The sequence below is a fragment of the Stieleria sp. JC731 genome, assembly GCF_020966635.1.
GTDB lineage: Bacteria > Planctomycetota > Planctomycetia > Pirellulales > Pirellulaceae > Stieleria.
Map to the genome: position 1 here is coordinate 1,156,315 of NZ_JAJKFQ010000005.1, position 24,374 is coordinate 1,180,688.

At 53.3% G+C, this 24,374-nt stretch carries 3 protein-coding genes (1 of these 3 running past the window's edge); 2 read left to right on the forward strand and 1 reads right to left on the reverse strand.

The genetic code is table 11. From position 1 onward, the window contains the following. Positions 1-21,055 carry the 3' portion of a CARDB domain-containing protein gene (locus LOC67_RS15185; RefSeq protein ID WP_230263459.1) on the forward strand. 16,247 nt of this gene lie to the left of the window's left edge, so 21,055 of the gene's 37,302 nt are visible here — the last part of the coding sequence; its start codon lies off the left edge, out of view; it ends in the stop codon at positions 21,053-21,055. Positions 21,056-21,936: 881 nt separating this feature from the next. On the opposite strand, the gene LOC67_RS15190 is transcribed toward LOC67_RS15185, so the two are convergent. Further along, positions 21,937-22,737 (reverse strand): PEP-CTERM sorting domain-containing protein, encoded by an 801-nt coding sequence (locus tag LOC67_RS15190; RefSeq protein ID WP_230263460.1) that lies wholly within the window; start codon positions 22,735-22,737, stop codon positions 21,937-21,939. A gap of 306 nt (positions 22,738-23,043) precedes the next feature. Between LOC67_RS15190 and LOC67_RS15195 the strand changes: the two genes are divergently transcribed. Beyond that, the gene (locus LOC67_RS15195; protein ID WP_230263461.1) at positions 23,044-24,333 is read left to right on the forward strand and encodes a prepilin-type N-terminal cleavage/methylation domain-containing protein; all 1,290 of its coding nucleotides are present in this window, start codon (positions 23,044-23,046) and stop codon (positions 24,331-24,333) included. The last annotated feature ends 41 nt before the right edge of the window (positions 24,334-24,374 follow it).

Below are 24,374 nucleotides of genomic sequence, written 5' to 3' on the forward strand. Positions count from 1 at the left end.
GTTCGAAGGCCTTGGCGACAGTTCCGTTGTGTTCTTCGGCAATAACGGAGCACCCGCGGATGCCAATGGGTTCCAGATACTTGGTGAAGGCACCGTGCTGCAGGCCAACACTTCGTCAGCACCGCAAACGATCACGATTGCTAACCCTAATTTGTTGGACCTGGCGTTCAATCCGCGAATTCTAGCGACTCTACCACCCAATCAATTGCCCCAATTCAGTACGTCGCCTGGCCAGCTTGCATCGGTCAATGCTGCCTATGGTTACGATGCGAGCGCAACGGATCCTGACGGTGTAGCGATCTCCTATGTATTGGCAGATGCGCCAGCGGGCGCACGGGTCAATGCCAGTACCGGCGAAGTGACATGGACACCGGGACGCGAGACCGCTCCGCAAGCAGACTTTGAACTCCGTGCATACGATTCCCGTGGCGCCTACAAACGACAAACTTGGACCGTCGATGTTAGCGGTGCCAATCGAGCGCCGATCGTGGCACCGATTCAGAATGTCTTCGCGACCGAAGGCGACTTTGTCGAGGTTCCGATCAGTGCCGTTGACCCTGATGGTGATTCACTAATCTATTTTGCCGATCACTTGCCGCCTGGGGCTGTCTTCGATTGGTTTAGTCAAAAGCTACGTTGGCTTCCCGGTGGAGACGCCGCCGGGGTCTATGAAGACGCAACGCTGATCGCAAGTGACGGGTTTGTCGAATCGAGTGTTTCGTTCGATATCGTTATCGCCGCAAACAATGTTGCGCCAACTTTGCAACCCATTCCGACTCGTCAAATCAACGAAGGCGACGAATTGGTGATTCGTTTGGCGGGCGAAGACGAAGATGGTGATTCGCTAAAATACTCGTCGCCAAATTTGCCGCCAGGATCATACTTGGATCCCAATACAGGGATCTTTGAATGGACGCCCGGGTTTGATCAGCACGGTGTTTACGATTTGCGATTCTATGTCGACGATGGCAACGTACGGACGGTGGGCGAAACGCAAGTTACCGTCAACAACATCAACGGTCAGGTACGTTTCGCAACCATCGATCCGACCGAAATTTTCGAAGGTCAGACCTTCAGCCTTCGTGTCGCCGCGTTCGATCCCGAGTTCCCTGTCGCACCGACAAGTCCGACGACGACAAGCGAAGATTTCTATGTCGATTTCGAAACGCTATTGCCTGCGTTGACCTACCAAGTAAGCGGACTGCCCAGCGGCGCAAGCTTTGATGAAACTCGGCAACTGCTGACCTGGACGCCCGGGTTTGATGATGCGGGGCAGTACGACCTGACCTTTAGCGCGAGCGATGATGGTGATGGCACGGGTGTTCCCACCAGCGATACGGTTGTTGTTTCGATCAATGTTGCTGATGCTAACTTTGCACCCCAATGGACGGACATCACGGCAAAGTCAGTCGCGGTTGGCGAAACCTTGGACATCCCCGTTGTCGCAACAGACTTCGAAGGATCGGACTTGCATCTTGACGTCCGGTTTGGCGAATCGACTGTCCTGCCTGACTATGCGACCTTCACTGACAACGGCGACGGAACCGGAACGCTTTCACTAGCGCCGCTGCCCGGTGACCGTGATGATGTATTGGTGACTTTGATCGCAAGTGAAATCGATGGAACGTCGCCACTATCGTCGCAAACCCAATTCACGCTTCAGATCACCAGCGAGAACGAACCACCAAAGTTCAAAGCGATCCATGACAGCGTCGTTCTGGTCGGCAGCGAGTTCAAAATAGACCTATTGATTAGCGATGACGACCAGGACGCCTTGACCGTCGTCGCTAGCGGTTTGCCGTCGGGAAGTCAGTTGGTCGACACGGGCGTCTATGGGAAACGTCAATTCATCTGGACACCATCGGCAAGCGATATTGGGTCATATACGCTGACGTTTACCGCGACAGATTCGGGCAACGGCAATGCTACGAATATCTTGTCGGACAATCAGTCCATCTCGTTGACTGTCCGAGACAACAACGTCCGACCGAATCTTAGTCCGATCGGCGAACAAACCGTTGCCGAAGGTCAGACGCTGACCTTTGCCGCATCGGCTTCTGATCCAGACGGAGACAACGTCAGCTTTACTGCAGCCTTGATGTCCGGCGGAATCACATCTGCACTTCCGTCGGGAGCCAAGTTCGACGAGCAAAACGGAGTCTTTAGCTGGACGCCCAATCAATCACAGTCCGGTGTGTACCGCATCCGTATCACCGCGACCGATGGGGCCGGTTCACGCAGCGAAGACGTTTTCATCAATGTGACCAATACGAACCAAGCCCCACGATTCAGTCGGTTGCCGACGCTATTCACACGCGAAGGCGATCAGTTGGTCTTTGCGGTCAATGCGGGCGACGCTGATGGAGAGTCATTGGTTTACAGCTTCGACGGTACGTCACCAGACGGATTCACGTTCGATCCACTGTCACGAACCGTCATCTGGGATATCGATTTTGAATCTGCGGGCGACTACGTGCTTCCATTCAAAGTCACCGACCCGGCTGGCGACATCGATACGTTGAATGTCGATGTTCGAATTTTGTCGACGAACCGTGCGCCGGTGCTGGAACTACCTCAGCTTCGACAAGCGGAAATCGGTCAACTGCTTGAAATCCCGATTTCTGCAATCGACCCCGACGGCGATTCACTGACACTTTCGGTTAGCGATCTACCCGCTGGTGCCACTTTAGACCCAGATGACGTGATTCGCTGGACGGCGGCCAGTTTTCAAGCAGGAACTTACACCGTTCGCGTGACTGCGGACGACGGCGATTTCGTGACGCAGCGACCATTGACCATCGTGGCTTCGGTTGAACCGGCCGGGCCGAAGGTGCGCATCGTGACAACGCCAAGCTTTCCCGCCACGCCAGGGCAGCCGATCACGATCGAGCCAATTTCAGACAGTGATGTTGCATTGGGCGACGCGACATTGCTGATCGATGGCCAGCTCATTGAGCTCGACGATCTGGGACGCGGGCATTTTGTTTCCGGACAACCAGGGCGTTTCGAAATAACCGCGATCGTAACGGATGCCGAAGGCCGGACGACAACGGTGACATCGCCATTGTACGTACGCGACCCGTCGGATTTCGACGCTCCACGAATCGAAGTCCTCCAACTCACGCCGCCGGTATTCACCGAGCCTCGCGACATCATCGTCAATATTTCTGATGCCGGCTTGGCAGACTACAGAATCGAACTGATTCCACGCGGTGGTAGTGGAGCCTTATTGATTGCCGAAGGCACAACCAGCATCACGCAAAACATCGAGATCGATCCGGGCCGATTTGCCAACGGCTTCTATACTCTGCGCGTGACGGCAAGTGACTTTGGTGGTCTTCAATCGCAGACAGACCATGCGATCGAAATCAACTCATCAAGCAAATCACTGGCACTCTTGGAAAGCTCCGTCGATATGTCGGTCGTTCTGGATGGGATCGCCATTCCTGTCACTCGCGTCCATGATTCGCTGACAATGACGGCGCAGGATTCTGCATTCGGCAGTAAGTGGGCGATTCCATTGTTAGAGCCACAACTGTCGATGAGTGTGGGCGGAGCGGAGGCAACCGAGTTTCCCGCGATGACCGATCAGGGCCGCGTCTATGTGACACTGCCCTCAGGTGATCGCGTAGGCTTTAGCTTTGATCCGATAGCACAGGTTAACAGTTCAATCGAGACGTTTACGCCAGCATGGGATGCGGCTGGAACAACCGATTGGCAATTGGAATCGTACCCTGCCAATTTGCGTCAAGCGGGCGGAAAGTACTATGTCGTCGGCAGCGGATTGCCTTACAACCCAAGTGTTGTTGCCGAAGGCGACGTTGCATTCACACTTGTTTCCCCAACCGGACAACGGCATTCGCTTGTCCGTACTTCAACGGGGTATCGGTTGAGCCGGATCACGGCGGCAAGCGGTACGACATCCTTGCGCGTGACTGACAGCGGAATAATCGCTCCATCAGGCCAGCGTCTTTCCATCGTTCGCAACGCCTCGGGGCAAATTAGTGAACTGATAGGTCCGGGTGGTGAGCACCGATTCTATCGCTACGATGACGATGGCAAACTTGCCGCGACTTTGGAACCTGTCATCGGCTCCCGCACCATGTTCGGATATGACAATCAAGATCGCTTGGCTGTTCTAACAGATTCCGGGCAGAACGGAAAAGCTTTTGAGTATCTAAACGGTTCTGTCAACACGTCATCGGTGCAACCAAATCTTGGCGGCACCAATCAATTGGTGTCCGCTCCGCTAGTCGGAACGCACGGAATCACCCCGACTGTGTATACATTCACCGTGACTGATGGTGAATTGCGATCGAGCCCTACCGGTGCTGTAACGTTGGGTATCGATGTTGTCGACGGCATTGGCGATATCGTCGGGCTCGTTGCCGGTACAACGCTCGTTGACGGTGCGCACACCGTAAAGACGTTTACCATTTCCGATCCCGGAACCTATCGATTGCTTATCGATGGTAGCCAGGGGATTTCATATTCGGCCAGTATCTATCTAGCTGCGGACGCAAACACCGATGGAGTCATCGATGCATTCGATAGTTCGATCGTTAGTGCTGCCCTCGGATCGATCGAAGGTGAAGCGAACTACATTCTCGAAGCCGACATGGATCGCAACGGAGTCATTGACGATACCGACGATGCCGCGTTGCGATCTCAGTTCGGGCTTCGTTTGAATACTGCTCCGACCTACACGACCGCTAGTCTTTCATCGGTCAGGACAGAATCAAGTTTCGTTGTCTTGGCCAATGATGGCTGGACCGATTCGGAGGGTGACGAGTTTTGGACCGATGTGATTTCGACTTCGAACGCTACCGCGACTGCGATCGGAGGCGGACTGGTACTGGTGCAGCCAGCGGTTTCAGACGGCATCGTTCAGCTGACCATGGTCTCCGCCGACGGTATCCTTCAATCGACACCGTTTGATCGAACGATCGAAGTCCAGTCGGGCGGCTATGTCGGATTGGAATTCGATCGTTTGGATCCCTCGATCAGATTGGGACAATCAATCGAGATCGGAATTTTCGGCTTGTTAGATGATGGAACGCGAGAGCGATTGTCACCAAGCGACATTGACTACCTATCGCTGACACCGGGTGTTTTCCAAGTAACAGATCTCGGTTTCATCATCGGCGGCAGCGTTGGCAACGGCGCGTTGCAAGTCAACGCATTTGGATTGTCTGCCGCATTGGCGATCAATGTGGGCGGAGCGTCTCGTGAATTTATCGATGTTTACCCAGATAGCTATGTGCTTTCACCAGGCCAGCAACGTCCATTTATCGTCCGCCAGAGGCTTTCGCAGGATGTGGTGGATGTTACCGCAGATGCCGAAACGTTTTATGTTGTCGAAGACCCTACGCTCGCATCGATCGATTCCAATGGGGTGTTGACCGCATTGGCCGCGGGAACGACTCGGGTAACCGTGGTTCGGGGTGGCAAAACGTTCGAAACCGAATTCCATATCACCAGCCCAACAACGGACACATCTGTTGGCCCCGAAGGCGGCTTGATCGCTGGCAACGATGGCATCATCGTCGGCATTCCAACAGGTGCATTGGATGACACGATAAATATCAGCATCGATGCCGCTTTGCAAACTGACCTGCCCTTCTCCTTACCGCCCGGATTCACTTTCGCGGGCGGGGCTGAGATCTTGGGAGTGCCCGACGAAGCGGATTACCCACTTCAGATTTCGATTCCTGCGGGGCCGGGGTTGTCACCGGGCGATGTGACCTATCTGTTCCGAGAAGTCGAAGTGCTTCGTGACGACACTGGACCGCTAAAGACATGGATGATCGTCGATGTCATGCGAGTCGGAAGCGATGGCCAGATGCATACGACAAGCCCACCGAATGTCGGCGTCTCGGGGCGTATTTTGGATGGCAACAACAACCTCTTCCAATTCAGCCCTTCAGGAATGATGTTCGCCGCCAGCCCGGGACTGTTTACAGCCCTGGGCGCGATGTCGGATTTGAGTACACGCATTTCGACAGCCGGTGACGCGCAGTTCGGTGACGCGGTCGTCAGTATGGACGCCGCGATCAACGACGCGACCGACGGTTCGACGAAGTACTACGCGGCAAACGATATCTTTGGCACATTCCTCGTTCCAGCGGTCTATTCCATCGACTATGTCTTGACCCAGTACAAGACAACACCGTCCGGGTTGGTCGAAACCGCAAACCAAAACGTCAGTATTCAAACGGGTTCTATACCAACCATTGTTCTACCTGCGGTTCCTCGTTCACAAACTCGCAACACCCCGCCGACATTGACCGATGCCGAATTGGTTCCGCCGTCAAACAACGGGTCATTCGTTGTGAAATTAAAGGGCACGGATTTTGTAATGGAGAATCCGTACAAGAACGTGCCGCAGCTCGATGGATCGACGCTAGGATCCAAAGTTGAAGATCTTTACGTGACCATCGAAATCGGTGCTCGCGATACCTTCAACACAGACGGCACGCCGCTGATTCTTGGCGGAAAGGACATCAGAATTCCCGGTGATAAGCTGACACTTGATGGTGAATTTCTAAGTTTCGAAATCCCAGTCGGTGCGCAGGTCGCTGGTGGAATCATCACGGTCACTCGCCCGATGGACTTGCCGGTTGATAACGAGTTTGGACGTCAAGAACTGACCAGCAATCCTGTTCAGATTCTGCCGGATCAGCGATACGCAATGGTGGCTTCAGGTGCCGACGGTGCAGTGTTGATCTACGACATCTGTGCGAGCATTGACGAAGGGGAACTCGATCTCAGCTGTTCTGTTGCCAAACCTGATAGTGAGTCAAAACTTAACCCATTCACTCGTGCATCGATCGAGCTTGTCAACGGACAGGCTTCATCAAAGTTGACGCCACGAAAGACCGCTGCCAGTCCTGACGGTTCACGTTTTTATGTGACGATCGATCAAGGGATGGTCGCCGTCGTGGATACGATTGCACTTCAGCAGATCGATACGATTCCAGATGACGACGACAAACCAGAAACACTGGGAGTCAACACCATCGCTTTGCCCGAAGGTGCGAAGCCATTCGATTTGTCGTTTGCGCCATCCGGGCGAAGGCTGTTTGTATCGGATTATCGATCGGCGAGTGTTTATGTCATCGATACGGATCCGTATTCGCCTACCTACAACAAAACCATCCAGACGATCGCGTTTCCGAGATCCATTCCGGGTGTTGGCACTGTCGGCGTGATTGGCCTACGGGGCTTGGCTGTTGATAGCGGTGGCAATCGATTGTTTGTCGCCGCTCCGCAACAAGACCTGTTCAATGTGCGTGGCGGAAACGAGGGTGTCGTCCTGTCGGTTCCGCTCCGTGACGAAGACGGAAACTTTTTAAGTGAGTTGGCGTTTGATCCAGCGGATGACGAACAGGCGGTCACGGTTGTCGGCCCAGGTCCGTACGAACTATCTGCGACGGACGACCCAGACGTCATGCTGGTTACCGATCGCGTCGCCGACTCGTTCGGTTTGACTGTGATTCGCAAGCAAGACGAGGGCCCGTGGCAGTATGAAACCGTAGGCTTTGAAAGTTATGGCGCCATTCCACGCCTGGTTGAAGGGCGTGGCACACAGGTCCACGGTGTGAGCAACGCCCAAGGCGTTCAGTACATTCCTGCAAATACCTTCGAAGATCAGATCGGCAAGCACCCAGCCTACGCCGTTGTCTCTGGATATCGCCAATTTGTTCAAGGCGATCCGAAGCACGACCCGAACATCGGTCCTTTCTTCGCATACAACGCCTATCAAACCGATCAATCGGGTCAGACTCAGTTCGAATTGATCGCCGCTGGCGGAACCATCGGCTTCATCCGAAATCCTCTTGGTGATTTTGACGACCCATTGACCAAGCCACGCTTGGTTGCGGCGACGACACCGATTGTGAACGGTTTCACAGATGACATCGCAGTGTCACTACAAAGCGGTCTGGTGCTTGCACCACAACAAGCACAAGACATCGTGACTGGGTACGATCTCAGTTCGATGATCGCGTTGATCGAATCGGAAGCGAAGGCGGATTCGGTGCCTTCGTGGAGCCAAATTGGTGAAGACCCGGCAGCGAACGGTCCGTTGGCAAGATTGCTCCGCGGGCCACTGTCGACGCTGCCGATCGATCGTGTCGATCCAAAACTCGCGGAAGCTGCGGACTTCAGATTCCACACGATCGATGTCGGTGGCGACTTTGTATTGGCCTATGGCGTTCCAAATGTCGGACCCAATGGCGAGTCGCCAAATACGTACGCGCCGCTTCCTGGTGGTAATTTGCCACGTGGGATTTCGGTTCAACCCGAAGCGTCAGGAACTTTGTTGGCATTGGCACCAACGCCATACAACCAAACGCCATCGATGCTGGGATTTCCATCGCGTCCGCTGGAAGTCGAAGCCGGCGTCAACGCGATGGTCGAGGTCCATTCAGGAGCAGTTCAGCGAAGCGTACCGTTGGTGACGTATCGAAGCCTCGAAACCGAACGCGGTCTGGTGTTGCACTACGACTCGCTTCGAGCTGACCCGCGTCCGATTCATCACCTGAACCTGACTTCGCTTGACAAAGTCACCTACGATAGTGCCAACGACCGTCTTGCCTATCAGGTGACCGCGATCGGACCCGACGGAAAACGATACTCGTCAGACGGTATTGATTCAGCGACTGCGCAAAGCAATGGTCTGCAAGAAGGGTTTGCTTACTTCAAGCTACCTAAAGCCAAAGAGAAGGAAACTTACGGCGTTGGCTTGCAACTTGACCTGTCTGATGCACCAACGGGGCTATACACGTTCGAAGTCAGCTATGGGTTGATGCGTCGAAATGGGGATTCGTACGACGGGCGAATCATCTCACAAACATCAATCGAAGCAGTGGTTAATGAGACCGAAAGCCCGTTCGGTGGCGGTTGGAATCTGGAAGGTTACCTACGGATGTATCCCGGGGATGCCGGTGTCCTGTTAGTCGACGGAAACGGGCTGGAACATATCTATCTTGCCCCTGAAGACGGCAGCAATCTGTATACGGCTACGGTTGAAGACTACAGCGAACTGCGATTCGAAAACAATCATTTTTATCGTCGGTTGCGAGACGGCACCGAGCAAGTCTTCGACAAAGACGGCTACCTGGAATCGTCTACCGATCGCAATGGCAACGCTACACAGTTTGTGCACCAAGACGGCAAGCTGGTCGAAGTGACTGACCCAGTGGGGATGAAGACGACGCTTGTCTATTCGGGAGATTACCTAACTAGCGTTGTCGATCCGATCAATCGGACCACGACGATCAGCAACGACGATGGGAACATTGAACAGATCGTGCACCCCGACGGTGCAAAACTGAGTTTCCAATACGAATACGTCCATCAAGATGATCCCGAAATCGGTGTGCATCTGATGACGGGGCAAACGTTGCCTCGCGGCAATGATAACAACGATCCTTTGTCGGGTAGCTTCAAAGAGACCTACGAATACAACGACTTGAACGGTCGTTTTGAAAGCGGCAAACGTGTCGATGCGAAAACGACGACACTTACGGCAGCTCAAGTCATGTTCCTTGCCGATCCGGAGAAGATTTCTGATCCGACCATGGCTGAGGAACTGCATGTTTTGTCGAGCCCAGCGACGGCGGAGCTTAGCGAAGACCTGGTTAGTCAGTGTGGCGGTGACCCACCGGAGTCATCGGCGGTGCGTTATACCGCTTCGGCGATGCACACGGATTTCAAAGGGACGCGTCGAGAGTTCAAAATGACCAGTTTTGGTCAGTACCATGACTCCAAAGATGACGCACGTCAGACCAAGCAAGTCGGACGTGGTTTGAATGGGGGACGGGTGCTTGTCGAGAAGGACGCGGTCGGGAACTTGACGTGTTACGTCCGTGACTTCCTGGGCAATGTCGTATCGCAAACCGACTATCCCGATGGCTCACCTGCAACGCAGACGATCGTTTACGATTACGACGAGGAGTTTTCCTACAGCGATTCGTACAATATCCCGGTCAAAATCACGGATGCAGTTGGACGAGAAACCCTGCATGCGCTCGACACCCGAGGCAATATCCTTCAGACAACGATCAGCGATCCGCATGCACCGGCAGGAAGCCCGACGCAAACGATTCAGCAATACACGTATGACTCAGGGCATGGCTATCTTCCTGATGTCGCTACGGATGCGTTGGGCCATCAAATCGATCGGAATTACGATTCCCAAGGTTTGATGACCGAGTTGATTTTCGAAGACGGCAAGCGAACGTACACCTACTTTCCATCGGGCTATGTGAAAAGCGTCATTGACGCAAACGGCTTCGAGACCGAATACACGCGTGATGCGATGAACCGCATCACTTCGGAAACTAAACGTGGGCTGGAACAAATGCCCTCGGTGACTCGGACTTACGACTACGACGCTCACGGGAATCAGATCCGAAGTGTCGATGGTGACAATGTCACGACGACAACACAGTGGGATATCCTCGACCGGCAAAAGATGAAGATCGAAGCCGTCGGTGAACTCGATCTGACAACTGAGTATGCCTATGCGATTGGCCAGTTGAACGCTGGCTATGGCATCGCGGCTCAGGCAGGCGGCGATGTGCACCTGATTAAACAGCCCGATGGATCTGTCATCGCGACCGTTTACAACGAGTACAACGAACCCGTTGCCAGCTACGACACGCTCGGACGCAAAACGACTTACGTGCTTGACGATGCCGGACGGACGACTTCGGTGGTGCTACATCACGGGGGAGTCATTACGAATACCCTCGATGGTCGCGGACGGGTCACCGCAGAAACGGGGCCCTTGCCCGATATGCGCACCGAAACGGTCTATGACCATGCCGACCGTGTGCTTCAGACCACGATCTATAACACTACAGAGAACCAAACGACGAAGTATCTGTACAACTTGTTCAACCAAGTTGCATTGATGACCAACGCCGAAAATCAGCAGACTCGGTATGAATATGACCTCGGCGGCAACAAAATTGCCACTGTTCTCGCCCCCAATACGGCAAACGAATTCCGCAGCGAATTTGTCTACGATTCGCGGAACCGATTGGAAAGTGAAACCAATGGTGCCTCTCAGCCAGCCACATTCACCTACTATCCCGAAGGCCAACTGAAAACAACGACGGATGAACTTGGGCACACCACGACAAACGTCATCGATCAATTCGGACGTATCGTCGAATCCATCGATCCCGAAGGCGGCGTCACGAAAACGACTTATAGTGGCGAAGGCAATATCTTGCAGGTCGACGATGCCCGGGACACGACCGATATCTTCCGCTTCGAATACGACGGTGCAAAACGGCTGATTCGAGAAATCGATCCCGATGGTCGCACGACGACGTATGAATACGACGAAGTCGGTCGCAAGACGAAGGTCACCGATCCACGGAATTCACTTGCCAACGGAAACGCCTTTACCACCGAAACAAAGTACGACGTCATGGGACGCGTGACGGAGGTAATTGATCCCGAAGGAAACAAAACGACCTACACGTACGATAAATATGACGCCGTCGCGACGATCACTCGGCCTTTACCGGGCCAAGATCAAGGCCTGTCCGGTGACACCTACGTGGTTACGAACTCCTGGTCAAGCGATCGACGTCGGCAAACCACGACGATTCCTCTCAGCAATGATGTCGGCGACGATCGAAAAGTCGAACTGGTTCAGGTGTTCGATACGCTCGGAAACAAGCTTTCCGAACGCAAGCCCGGAACAAACGTCTATACACAGTGGCAATACGACAAACTCAATCGGATGGTCGCCCAGATCGAGGGTGTCGGTTCCGAAAATCCGGCAAAGGTGCAGCGTCAATACAACGACGTCGGCAAGATCGAAACCTTCGTCGATGCCAAAGGTACGATCACTCGTTACGAGTACGACGATCGACTGTTTCTCAGTGAGACGATTCAAGCTTTCGGAACAGGCTCAGCAATCAGTGTGCAGACGACCTACGACGATGTCGGTAACCTCGTATTACAGTCCGATCCGCGTCCAACGATCGCTCCGACAGAGTTTGTTTATGACAAGCTCGATCGGTTGATCGAACGCATTCAGCCTTCCGGTGACGGACTGGCATCCACCGTGTTTGAATATGACGCTGTTGGCAACATCGTCAAAGAGTACGATGCACGAGACCCGAACTGGTTCACAACCTACGGATTTGATTCGGCAGGCCGATTGGTTTCCAAAACAGACGCGCAAGGCCACACGTGGTTCTACGGGTATGACGACGCGAACAATCAGACGTCCGTTACCAATCCTCAGGGTGAAACCAAAGTCTTTCACTACGATGGGCTCAATCGCCAAATCGGAACCAGCGACGCGATGGGGCACACGATGTGTACCGTCTTTGATGCGGCCGGAAACGTGGTTGCCGAAATCATGCCCAACGCAGGTCTGACGTTCTGTACCGGAATCTCAATCGCCGATGCTGAAGGACTGACTCACACCAAGGTGATGCAGTACGACAATGCTAACCGCATGATTGCGATGACCGATGCCGAAGGCAATACGACACGCTATGGATACGATGCGGCGAGTCGGAAGACGTCGATGATCGATCCTCGTGCGGGCGCCAATCCGGAGCTGTGGACGACCACATTGCAGTACGATCCACGCGGAAACCTGATCGAAGTTGTCAGACCGTCAGGGATGGACGGCAACGATGAAACACTGACAACGACGTATGAGTATGACCTGAACGACAACTTGCTGGTCGAAACGGATCCTCGAGGCGTTTCCGCTCGCTATGAATTCGACGTTTTGAACCGTCGGATCGCGATTCACCAAGAAACCGCGGTGCCGCTTGCGGCTGATGGTACCGGCGAATTCGATGGTTTCGGCATTTTGACAACGCGATTCGATTTCGACGAAGCTGGCAATGTGATTTATACCTATGACCCACGCGGCAGCTTCTTTGACAGTTCATCGACGTACGACGGTGCGAACAATCTGACATCGCGAACGAACAACACCGGGACGCCTTCGGCACCGGGCCCCGTCGCGACGTGGGTTTATTCATACGACAAGAACAACAATGAAATCGCGAGCCAAGATCCTCGGGGACAGTATTACACCACTTACACCACCTACGATGAATTAAACCGCGTCGTTCAGGTCGACCGGCCACGCGGGATTCCGTCGGAGCCACTAGCGCCATCGACAGAGAAGTACATCTATGACAACGTCGGACGGCTAATTGTTACCGAGGGCCCGCGGGTGGGAACTGGCGGTCAGCCTTTGCGAATGACCTATGACTACGATCCTGCAGGACGCCAGATATCGCGTATCGATCCCGCCGGCAATGAGACACAATACGGCTACGATGCCAACGGAAATGTGATCAACGAACGCTATGCGGCTGATGCTTATGCTGCCGAGCGAATGATTGTCCATTCGTTTGACGAAAATGATCGCTTGACTTCGACGACGAATGCCGAAGGCTACATCTTCGAATTGGAGTACGACGCGGTCAATAACAAGACCGCGACCGTTGGGCCATTGCTTGATTCGGATGGCAACACGATACGATTCGAGTCCGTCTATGATGCCGCCAACCGAGTCAGGGTGGCAACCGACGCCGAGCACAATTCGACGACCTATCAGTACGATGGTTCCGGCAATGTGATTGCAATCACCGATGCCCGAGGCGACTACTACACGACAGAGACGAAGTACGATGGGATCGGTCGTGTCGTGGAGACTTCTGTGCCGACCGGTACGGAACTAAGTCCAGGGCCTGCCGCAGTCACACAATACATCTATGATAATGCCGGGCAAATCGCTACGGAAATCGATCCGCGTGGGCCAGATTTTGCAACGATCTACACCTACACGGTTGATGAGCAAATAGGCAGCGTTGACCGGTTCAGCGGCCGAACATTGTCCGACAATGAACGTGAGGTTGAACAGTGGACCTACGATGCGGCCGGGTACCTGGCCAGCTATATCGATTCACGCGGTGCCGGATTTGAAGACCAATTCGTATTCGATGCCAGCGGGCTCTTGATCGAATCGTCAACGCTTGCCGGGACAGAATTGAACCCGAAGCGGCTCTACAAAAAGTCTGCTTACGACGAATCAGGCAACTTGGTGTGGGAGCAAGACTTTGGCGGCCAGGACTACGTCACCCGATTCGAATACGACGATCTCAACTATCCCGCAGCGATCATTGACGCCGTCGGTGATGAAATTCGCTACACCGCAGATCGGTACGGCAACCTCGTTGTGGCGACCGACAAGTTTGGTACGTCACAACGGACGTACGATTCGATGGATCGAGAAACATCGCTAACCAATGGTGAAGGCGATGTGTCCATGACATTCTACCCAGACACCAACACGACGATGACCAGGGACGGGCGTGGGAACGAAACCACGACAACCTATGACGGTCTTGGTCGGATCTTAACGGTTGCCGATCCATTTGGAGATGTAACAGAATACACGTACGACGAAGTCGCCAACCTTGTGCGTCTCGTTGATGCGGTGGGGAACGTTCACGAGACGACTTATGATGCACGTTCCCTTCCGTTGGTACAAACCGTTGGTGTGGGCAGTGAGTCCGAATCGAAAGTGACGTTCGAGTACGATCTGCTGGGGCGTCTGATTCGACAAACGGATCCTCGTGATCCGACGGGGCAATTCTTCGCGAGCACGACCCACTATGACGGGCTCGGCCGAGTCACCGAGGTTCATCGGTCGGCGGCAACGCCTGATTTCTTGAGCAACGTACCGGTGACGCCAGGCTTTAGCGACCTCGTGACGCAGATGTTCTACGACGAGATTGGCAATGTTGTCCGTGAAGTTCCCGAAGGCGGCGACGACTATGCGATCGAATACGTCTACAACCTTTCGAATCAGCCGACCGAAGTCACTCGTGACACCGGAACCGCAGCGGCGTCACGGATCAGCGTCACGCGAATGGACTACAACGACAACGGCGATCTTGTCGAATTGATTGACGCCCTGGGGCATCGCACAACTTATCAATACGATGCCGTTGGACGTCGGACATTGAAAACGATGGAGTCAACCGAGCTCGGTGGCGACATTGTGCAGTCATGGGACTACGCGATGACAGCGAATGGTCCGACCATCGCAATCACCGACGCGACGGGAGTCGTCGCCCAGGTGATGCATTTCGATAAAGCGGGGCGGCAAAGTAAAATCGAAACGGTCGGTGAACCAGACCGTGTCTTCACCTATGACGCTTCCGGCAATCTGAAATCGGAAGCCATCGGAAACTGGTCCGAAACTCATCAGTACGATGCCCGCAACCATCTCAGTCAGACCACCGATGGGGACGGCAATACAATTCGCTACGAGTTTGACGCGATTGGCAATCTTCGATTCTTCTTCGAAGCTGACGGAGCCGACCCCACTGAATATCGCTACAACGCACGAAACGAGACGGTTGGAATTATTGACCCGGTTGGCAACGCCACGCAGTATCAATATGACCCATCGGGCAAGCTAAAAACCTTGATTGATGCTGGTGGGGAAATCACCTCGTATCAATACGATGGTGAAGGACGCTTGATCGCCGAGACGAATCGGTTCGGAACCAAGACCTACACCCTTGATGCTCAAGGCGAACGTGTTGCCATGGTTGACCGTGACGGTCGTCGTTCGACATTCCAGCACACCTTCGCCGGCGATTTGGTGACGGAATCTTGGTTCGATCCCAATGGAACTCAAGTCGGCGCGATCGATTTTCAAGTCGACGCACTCGGTCGAGTGACCAGAATTGATAGTGATGGTACCACCGTCGATTTAGAACTGACTGATGACTCATCTGACCGCTTAGTGCAGCAAACACTAGTGATCGGAAACCAGTCGTTTCATCTCGCGCACACCCCCGACCAGCTTGGACGAGTTACCGAAACCGCAGTTTCGCTGGTCGGTCAGGCTGAACCCTTTGTTGTCAGTCAATACGTCTTTAATCCGGCAACCCATCAACTCGAACGCGTTGATCAATCAGGCACTTTTGTTTCGGACAAGTCCATCGAATTAGCCGATGCGACAGACCTAGCCAACGTCTATTCCACAATCACGCGACGGTCCAATGGCAACGATGATATCGTTACAACGATCGATCGGAACAACCGTGCGCTCGCGGAATCGATTGTCCACACTGTAGGCAGCGCAACACTCCAGTCGTACCAATACGCGTATTATGCCGACGGTCAACTTGCGAGCACGACAGATTCCAACGGGGTGGTGACTTACAGCTACGATGATGCGAATCGTTTGACCGGTGTCCAGTACGATACGACTGCTTTGGACAACGAAGGCTATCTGTACGACGAAGCAGGGAACCGTCTCGACGATGGCTTTGTTGTCGGCGATGGAAACCGGCTGGATTCAAACGGTGACCTGACGCTTAGCTATGACAACGAAGGCAACCTGACTGGCGTTACTGACGAATCAACAGGACAAACAAAGGAACTTCATTGGGATCACCGCAATCGATTAACTCGAGTGACGATGAAAGATTCCGGTGGCAGTGTCTTGTGGCAACTCGATTTCCTATTCGATGGCTTGGATCGCCGCGTCAAACAAACGCTTCAGGTTGCCGAGGCCGGTCAGCCTTTGACGGTCAGCGAGGAACGACTGTTTATCTATGACGGTACTGATCTGGTTGCCGAAGTTCTCGTGGACACCAATGACGTCGCGACCGTGGATGTCGTCTACCTCAGCGAATCCGAAACCGATTCGGTTCATGCCCAAGACTTTGGCGGCGGCGACTTTAGTTGGCTGTTACACGACCGTCAAAAGTCCACCCGATTGATTGTCGATCCTCAGGCTACCGTAATCGACAGTATGATTTACGGTGCTTATGGCGTCTTGCTTTCGCAACAGGCTAGCGGTCCGCAATCAAGGTTCTTGTACACTGGGGGCGAGTTCGTTCCCGAACTGGATCTGTACTACAGTCGTGCAAGGTTCTACGACCCGTCGACCGGTCGGTTTTTATCAGCCGATCCGAGTGGCTTTCTTGGTGGCGATGCCAATCTCTATCGGTACGCGGGAAGCGATCCGATCAACATGGTTGACCCAAGCGGTTTAAAAGCGGTGCCTGTTGGTGGTTCTAGCGTCTCCAATGATGTCGCCGCCTCACACAGTGGTAGAGTCGCACGCGTCTGGGGAAGCGGTGTGGCGAATCCGCTCGGCAATGGGGCACGCCAGTTCCAGTTGTCGATTGACCAAAACACAACCAACATCAATGCCGCGATCGCGAAAGATCTAAAGCCGGTCATCGAATTAACCGGTTTTTACGCGTCGCTTGCGGTCGGCGTCTTCACTTCTCCGGAAACGCTCAAATCACTGTCGATCGAAAACGTCTACCAGGCTGGCTATAAAACGCTAAACCAATTGGGAGCCTACACCAATAGCCAATCAAAAACGATCGGTTCGCATTTGAAGGCCATTTCTGCGGACTCTCGGATGATGAGTCAGCAGTATGACCAACTTGTCAATTCCGATCCGTTTTCAAATTGGGGCCTCATTGCGAAAAACCGATTGATGTTCTGGTCGGCGGTTAGTGCTTCAACATTCCTGACCGTTGCAGATGAACTATTAGACGTCGGCGCGATGTTCGCTGACGCAGCAGTGGTTTCGATGGAAGGCTACGGCCTACCAAGCGAGCGTGCTAAGCGGGAACGCTATTCCAAAGTCGCGACGGCGATCCAGCAGCAAGGCGCACTTGCTGTAGCGAAGGCTGCGATTGATGCCATCATTGACCTGCCAAACCAATTCTTCTCCGATGACGCGACTGTCCGCGCTCAAGCACTGACGACCATCGGTGAATTCATCGCCGCCCCGGCCGCAAAAGCAGCGTCATCTGCGATTGTTCGCACAGGCGGACGCGTCATTAGAAAGTTAGGCGGTCGCCGTCCCGGTGTAGGCAATATTGAATCGTTGCTAAAGGGCATTACCAACCCGACGGCGATGTACGACGAACTGATCGCAGCGGTCCGGACAGATTCGCTTGATTTCGATGGCTTAAAGCACAAGCTTCGAGACAAAAACTACAACTTCGACAAGGTTGAAAAAGAAGTCAACGATTTCTTCAACCTTCCAACAACGAAGGAACGCTTGAAGGGGCTGACTGCCGCGGAAATTGAGCGATTAAAGGATATCTCGAAAACGATCGAGTCATCGAGGTTCATCAAAGAACCGATCGCGCCGAATTACTACGAGGTCATCAAGCCCGATGCCCCAGGTCCAGAGGATTATCTGTTCCACGAAACCGATGGTCTTGCCAAGAGAATGTTGGATTTCAAGGACCCGGACGTTCAGGGCAAAATCGGGCAAACCAGTGCTGTTGCGAAAAAGCTTGAAAAGTTCGCATCCTCGTCACTGGATCCCCGCCTGGCCAAGTTCTCAAAGTCACTTAGCGAATTCATGGGGCACAAGGGTCGCATCGGCCTGCCCAACGTCTGGAATAAGCTTGATAAAGTCATGCACGAAGCAATTGATTCGGTTAAGCCTGGGACTGGGTCGGTTACAGACAAACTAAACCGTTTGTCGCGAAAAGAAGCTGCCGAGGTGATTCGGATCATTGATGAAAAATCAGTACGCAATCCGGTGATGACAGAGATCACGGCTCAGTTCGCATTCTCAGAGCAAGGTAAAGCTTTAGGAATCAATGGTGTATTCGAGCGGGGATCATTCGGAGCATCGATCGATCAATTTCTGTTCCGGGCTGATTGGGTTACCAACATTGTCACCGGAAAGTCGACACCGTTCAGCGTTTTGCAAGGAGAGCGATATGCGTACGCATGGCGGATTGTTTCTGACCTATTCAAAACACCTCTCGGACCGCTTAGCGATTTCGACTTGAACTTCACAACGGCGACGCTGGAGCAATATGAAAAGCTAATTGCGAAGCAGTCGGAAAAGGTCTTCGATAAAGACAAGATTGACCCTAAAACCGGCAAGAAAGGTGTTGTTAAAGATAAAGATATTGTTGGTGCGGACGCTATCAACAAGTTCTATGAGTTTGCCAAGGACGAACTTGATGATCGAATTGCACGCGCCATTTCCAACAATGATGCGGCGCTGACGACGGAGCTGAAGTCTCTTCGAGAATCGTTCGACACCTACGAGAACTCACATCGTAAATATGAGTTGGTGGAACTCTATAAACAGGATGTCGATGAGTTTAGGGAACTTGTGCGTGATGGATTCGATGCCGGTCATCCGGTCAAGAAAGGGGCTCACGGCTACATCTCGACGAGTGCACGCAAATACTCATTCTCCTACTCAGCTCAGCTGGAAACCGCACTTGGCGACGGTGCCTTGCGACGACTTTACGAGCGTATCAATCCCTACCAATCGGTGATTCAGCGTGTTCAGATCACCGGTAGCGCTTTTGTCGGAACGTCCGAGTTCATTGTTCTCGATGGGAACTTTAATGTTCCCGCGCCACTGCGGGCTCCCAAGGCATTGGAGGTCCTCGCGTCAACGGTTTACAGCCCACTACTGTTGCCTTCAGAATTGGAGCTTACGTTCGATCAGATCAACGTTTGCACGATTCCGTCAGGTGACGACGAGATGTTCGCTGAGGTTGACGAACTTGGACTGCGAGCGATGCAGACTTGGATCGATGCGATCGACGCCGTTCCAAATGTTGATATTCAGTTCGTTGTTGATGATCTTGCTGGCGAGGCACTCGCTAGCACTCGGATTTTGCGGCGTGACCAGTGGGGACGTCCCGAAGCGGCGATGATTACCGTCGACGACGATGCCGCAGGGCTCGGTTGGTCTGCTAGCGGGTATGACTTGCAGTCAGTGCTGCTTCACGAAATCGGTCATGCCTTCGGTTTCGACGCTACAACGCCGGGCTTTTCATTTTTCGTCGATAGTGATCAACAGGGTTTGGTCTATCACTTGGGCGATCAAGAACTGCGTTTAGAACGCAACGGTAGCGAGTTGGATAGCGAATACCATTCTGACGCTGTGATGAGCGGACAACTCGATCCGGCTGTGGTGAAAGGTCTGACTGCGTCGGATGTATTGCCTGTCGCCGCGATTTGGAATCTTGATTACCAAAGCAAGCGTTCGCAGACAACGAACAGTGTTCAGGTTGGTCCCGATAGCAGTGCGGCTCTATCAAGCGCAATGGCCTCGGCCGAGCCAGAGTTTGTTGACTTGCCGATAAGCGATCCGGCCGTGGTCAATACAAGGCTGCTGAACACCACCTTTGCTCAATCGGATCCACTGGCCACTGATTTTGCATGGTCTACGATCGGCACCACAACCATTCAGGTCGGTGCGGTAACCTTGCAAGAAAGCAACGTGATGCTGTCCAGCATTTCTCAAGCGTTCGTTGTCCCTGCCGGGAAGAATACGCTGTCCTTCACGATCAGCGGCTTGCAGATCGACGCGGGAACGAACGCTGGAATGCCAATTCATCCCCCCGAGGTGTTCGAAGTTGGTCTGATCAACAGTGTCAGTTCCACAAGCCAACTCAAGCCGATTGAATCGATTTCAGGTGGCGATGCGATCCTGAATATTCAGCCCGATGGGACCATCCGATTTGCCGATGGCGTATCGATCGAAGGTTACGCCAGAAGCGGTTCTAAAATCGACTACAGCCAACCGTTCGATGTCTTCGTTTCATTGCCAGAGTCGACCAGCGGTCAAGCGACGACGTTGACGTTTGATCTGGCGGGGTTCGGAACCGATGCTAGCCAGGTTCAGATCAGTGACATCAGGCTGGATTCCACCAACGGCTGGCAGAACCCTGTCGATAAGTATGACGTCAATGATTCACAAACCGTTAGCCCCATTGATGCTCTCGTTGTTCTCAATCAGCTGGCAATCGGTAGCGTGTTTGACCTGGAAACGGGACGGTTCGCGGAGATCACCGATTTGGTCGGTCCGGCTCCGTTCTACGATGTCAACGGAGATGGCTTTGCGACGCCGATGGATGCTTTGTGGGTGATCAACCAAATTGCTCGACAACAAGTTGCGGAGCCGGAATTCGTCGATCAGGCATTCTCCGATTGGGATGACAGTATCGACATTCAGATTGATTAACAACTAAAGCGAAACATCAAGCTCATGCGACTGGTCGACCCAATCAGCCTGTTCTTCATTGTCGCCCTTCACTCCGTGAAGGTAGCGTTCTTCTCAGTGGAGATTGAGGAGTAACAGGTGACTTTGTGGAACATCAAACCTGATGATCAACAGTCTGCTGTCTGCGGGGGCTGACGATGCGAGGGGCAGAATCAATTCACCAGAATTCGGGATGCCGACTTTTTCATCGTCCCGATTTTGGCTTCCGGCAAAAATCAGCCTATTTGCCCAGCAAGCCGGTTAAGGATCGATGTCCGCTGCGGTTCACATCCGTCGCGACTGACGATCGATTGTGGAGGACTATCAAGTTCGCATATCAGCGTTTTCAAACTGTCCTGCATCGCGAAGGAAATCTTGAAAAAAAGCTTTGTACAAACGAACCTATAGTGCAGTGGTTCCGTCCTATTCTGCGGCGGATCAATCTTGCCTAGCACTTGTCGGGTGAGGATAATTCGCATGTCGGGTCGCACTGACGCGGTGCGACGGACTACTTCCGAACGCCGCCGGTTCCGCTCTTGTTGGCGCAAGGGGCCGGATGCGTCAAACCATGTTTTTAAAGGAGGTGATCAAGTGGAAATTTGCTGTACTAGCCAACGGGGAAGCAACCCGTAGACCAAGTCGGCGGGCTGACGCTTATGGGTCAGCTTCCCCACTCGAGATCATCCTTTTGATCGCGAGATAAACGCCCGTTTGTTGTGGTTTTACCTTGGCCGCAGCAAACGGGTTTTTTTGTGCGCAGGTCATGATTTCATGTGTGGTTCATGAAAGTCGTTTGCGCATAAAAATCGGACGCCACTCATTCAATGACGCCCGATGTGCTCTTTTCATTTCCGACTGTTTAACTATTTGCGTCGGCGTCGTACCACGATCCCGGTCGTCATGGTCAACGCTAATGCAAACGCGGACGAAGGCTCTGGAATTGCAGTTACAACATCAAAATTAAAAGTCGGTGCAGGGCCTGCTGAATTCCCTTGACCAGCGAACGTAGCTGCGACGTTCGGGGTGCTCGCCGACGAAACGACTGCGAGTCGAATCACGCCACCAGTTTGAATTGCCGACAGCAAGGTTGTTGAATCGCTACCGGTGAAATTCAACGCGACATTCGTTTCGGTGCCATCGACTGTCGTTGGAGTGAACGTCGCGATTCCAAGTGGTGTAGCACTTGGATTGAACACTGGGTCGATTGCTGCGAAACCATCGTTTCCGTCTTGATAGGCTGGTGAACCAACCGGGTTGCTGGTGGCATCAATCAGGTTTGCGCTGGTATCGTTCAGCAGGTAAACCTCGATATCGCCAGCCGCGGCAAAACCGGCAGGATCTTCAAACAGGCTAAGACTGGTGTTGGCAAAGCCTGTCGCCAGTGGTGTAGCTGACATTTGAAAGTCAGCGACAGCCAATACCGAGAATGGGCTAACGCCACTACCTTCAACATTGAAAAACAGCGTGGACGTTGCTCCGCTGAAAACGCGGATGCCGCTGTCGTCGTCAGTGCTAGAACCGGTAGCGAGCCGAATTTCGGCGTTCGTCATCGCAGTCACTGCTTCCGCGTTCGCGCTGGAGCTGTCACCGAATGAGAATGCCGCGGCGAGGGCTAGTGAAAGGATCGCCGAACGGCGGGCGATCCGGGTGAGTTGTTTTTTCATGGACATCGTCTTGGAAATACGGAAATTTGGGACATCAAATCTCAGCAAACCAATTTAGTGACAACCCCGAAATCTCGGCCGCAAAGTTTGCATCTTTAGTAAATTTTAACAGTCAATTTTACCAAAATGACAAACCGACAGTCCGGAAGAGGGGAGGGTGGTGCTATCCTTCCGCCGGTATTGCGATTTAGCGACGGCAGGTTGAATTCTTGATGAAGACCTTCAAGGGTGTCTATCACTCCGCCGAATGATCGGTATCGTCACCGCATTGGATTGCAAGAGATTCTCTTCGGGTGACGGATACGAATGGCAAAGCAATTGAATCGTCGCGGGTTCACGCTGATTGAACTACTGGTCGTCGTCACGATCATCGCTGTACTGGCAGCTTTGCTTCTCCCTTCACTCACCAAAGCTCGCGAGGCTGCCAGAAGTCGTCGATGTACCGCAAACCTGCGAAACATTGGTATCGCACTTCTTGTCTTTGCTGATCGCTCTGCAGACGACTCTTTGACAACCGGTGCGTTCGATTTCAAACGATCCGGTTGCGTGGATACTTGGGGTTGGGTTGCTGATGGGGTATCAACTGGACAGATGAGCCAAGACAATATCCTCTGTCCAAGCAGTCCGTCGCGAGGAAGCGAAAAGATCCTTGAACTATACGGACTGGAAACCAACGATGGCCGTAGCGATTTAACGGGCAACCTAAGAAGTCGTTGGGAAGACGGCGTGTGCGGTGATTGCGAATTCAAACAGATCGCCGGCCCCGATACTTGTGGCGATGGGTTCGCCAGCACGGCTGAGTTGACTGCTGCGCGAGTCGAGCTCGTTTCGCGTGCTTTCTTGGGGCGAGGCTACAACAACAATTACGCGACCAGTTGGTTTCTGATTAACACGATGCCTCGCGTGCGGATCGATACCACGGGAGTCTTGCGAACCGCCGGTGAAGTCGCCGCCGAGGGACTCAAGGGTTTGCGTGAAACGATGGGGCCACTACGACTTCAGTATTTGGAGCTGACGCCGCATCCATCCAGCACGATCGCATTGATGGGTGATGCGGGGCCAGGGGATATCGATGAAGCGATCTCACCGGTTGATTTCGAATACACTCCGGAGGGAGTTTTCGCGGCTGGTGATTCCGACCGAAGGACGTTCATCAATCGAGGCAGCTTGCTGAGCGAATCGATCAATGACGGCCCGGCGTACTATCGGTCGAGTGATCGCAAGCTGAAGTTAATCGGCTCAAGCAATTCTCGATTGGCGAAACAGTGGAAGTGTGATTCGGAGCTTCTGGAGTGCCGTCCTCCGACTGGCGGCAGCGGCAACCAGTTCTATTTGCAGTCGACGTTGTCTTGGTTGACGCTTCATGGAGGCGGCAGTGGTTGGGCGAACTTCTTGTTTGCCGACGGATCCGTACGGCAGATTCATGATCTCAACGGAGACCATTACTTGAACCCCGGTTTTGGCATTCCGGAGACGCTGACCGAAGACGAATACGATCGGTTGGGTTACCGCAGTTCGGAGCGAGAGCTTCATCCGGCGCAGTTCTTCAACGGCGTCTTCTTGGTACCGGAACTGATTCGTGGCGAGTTTCAATAGGCGGATGCGTTGCGACTGGCGTGGCTCAAGGATTTTGAGCG

What these genes read in the sequence shown, in the direction of transcription:
- LOC67_RS15190 (WP_230263460.1), bottom strand. Translation starts at nt 22,737, where the DNA reads ATGAAAAAACAACTCACCCGGATCGCCCGCCGTTCGGCGATCCTTTCA.
- LOC67_RS15195 (WP_230263461.1), top strand. Translation starts at nt 23,044, where the DNA reads ATGGCAAAGCAATTGAATCGTCGCGGGTTCACGCTGATTGAACTACTG.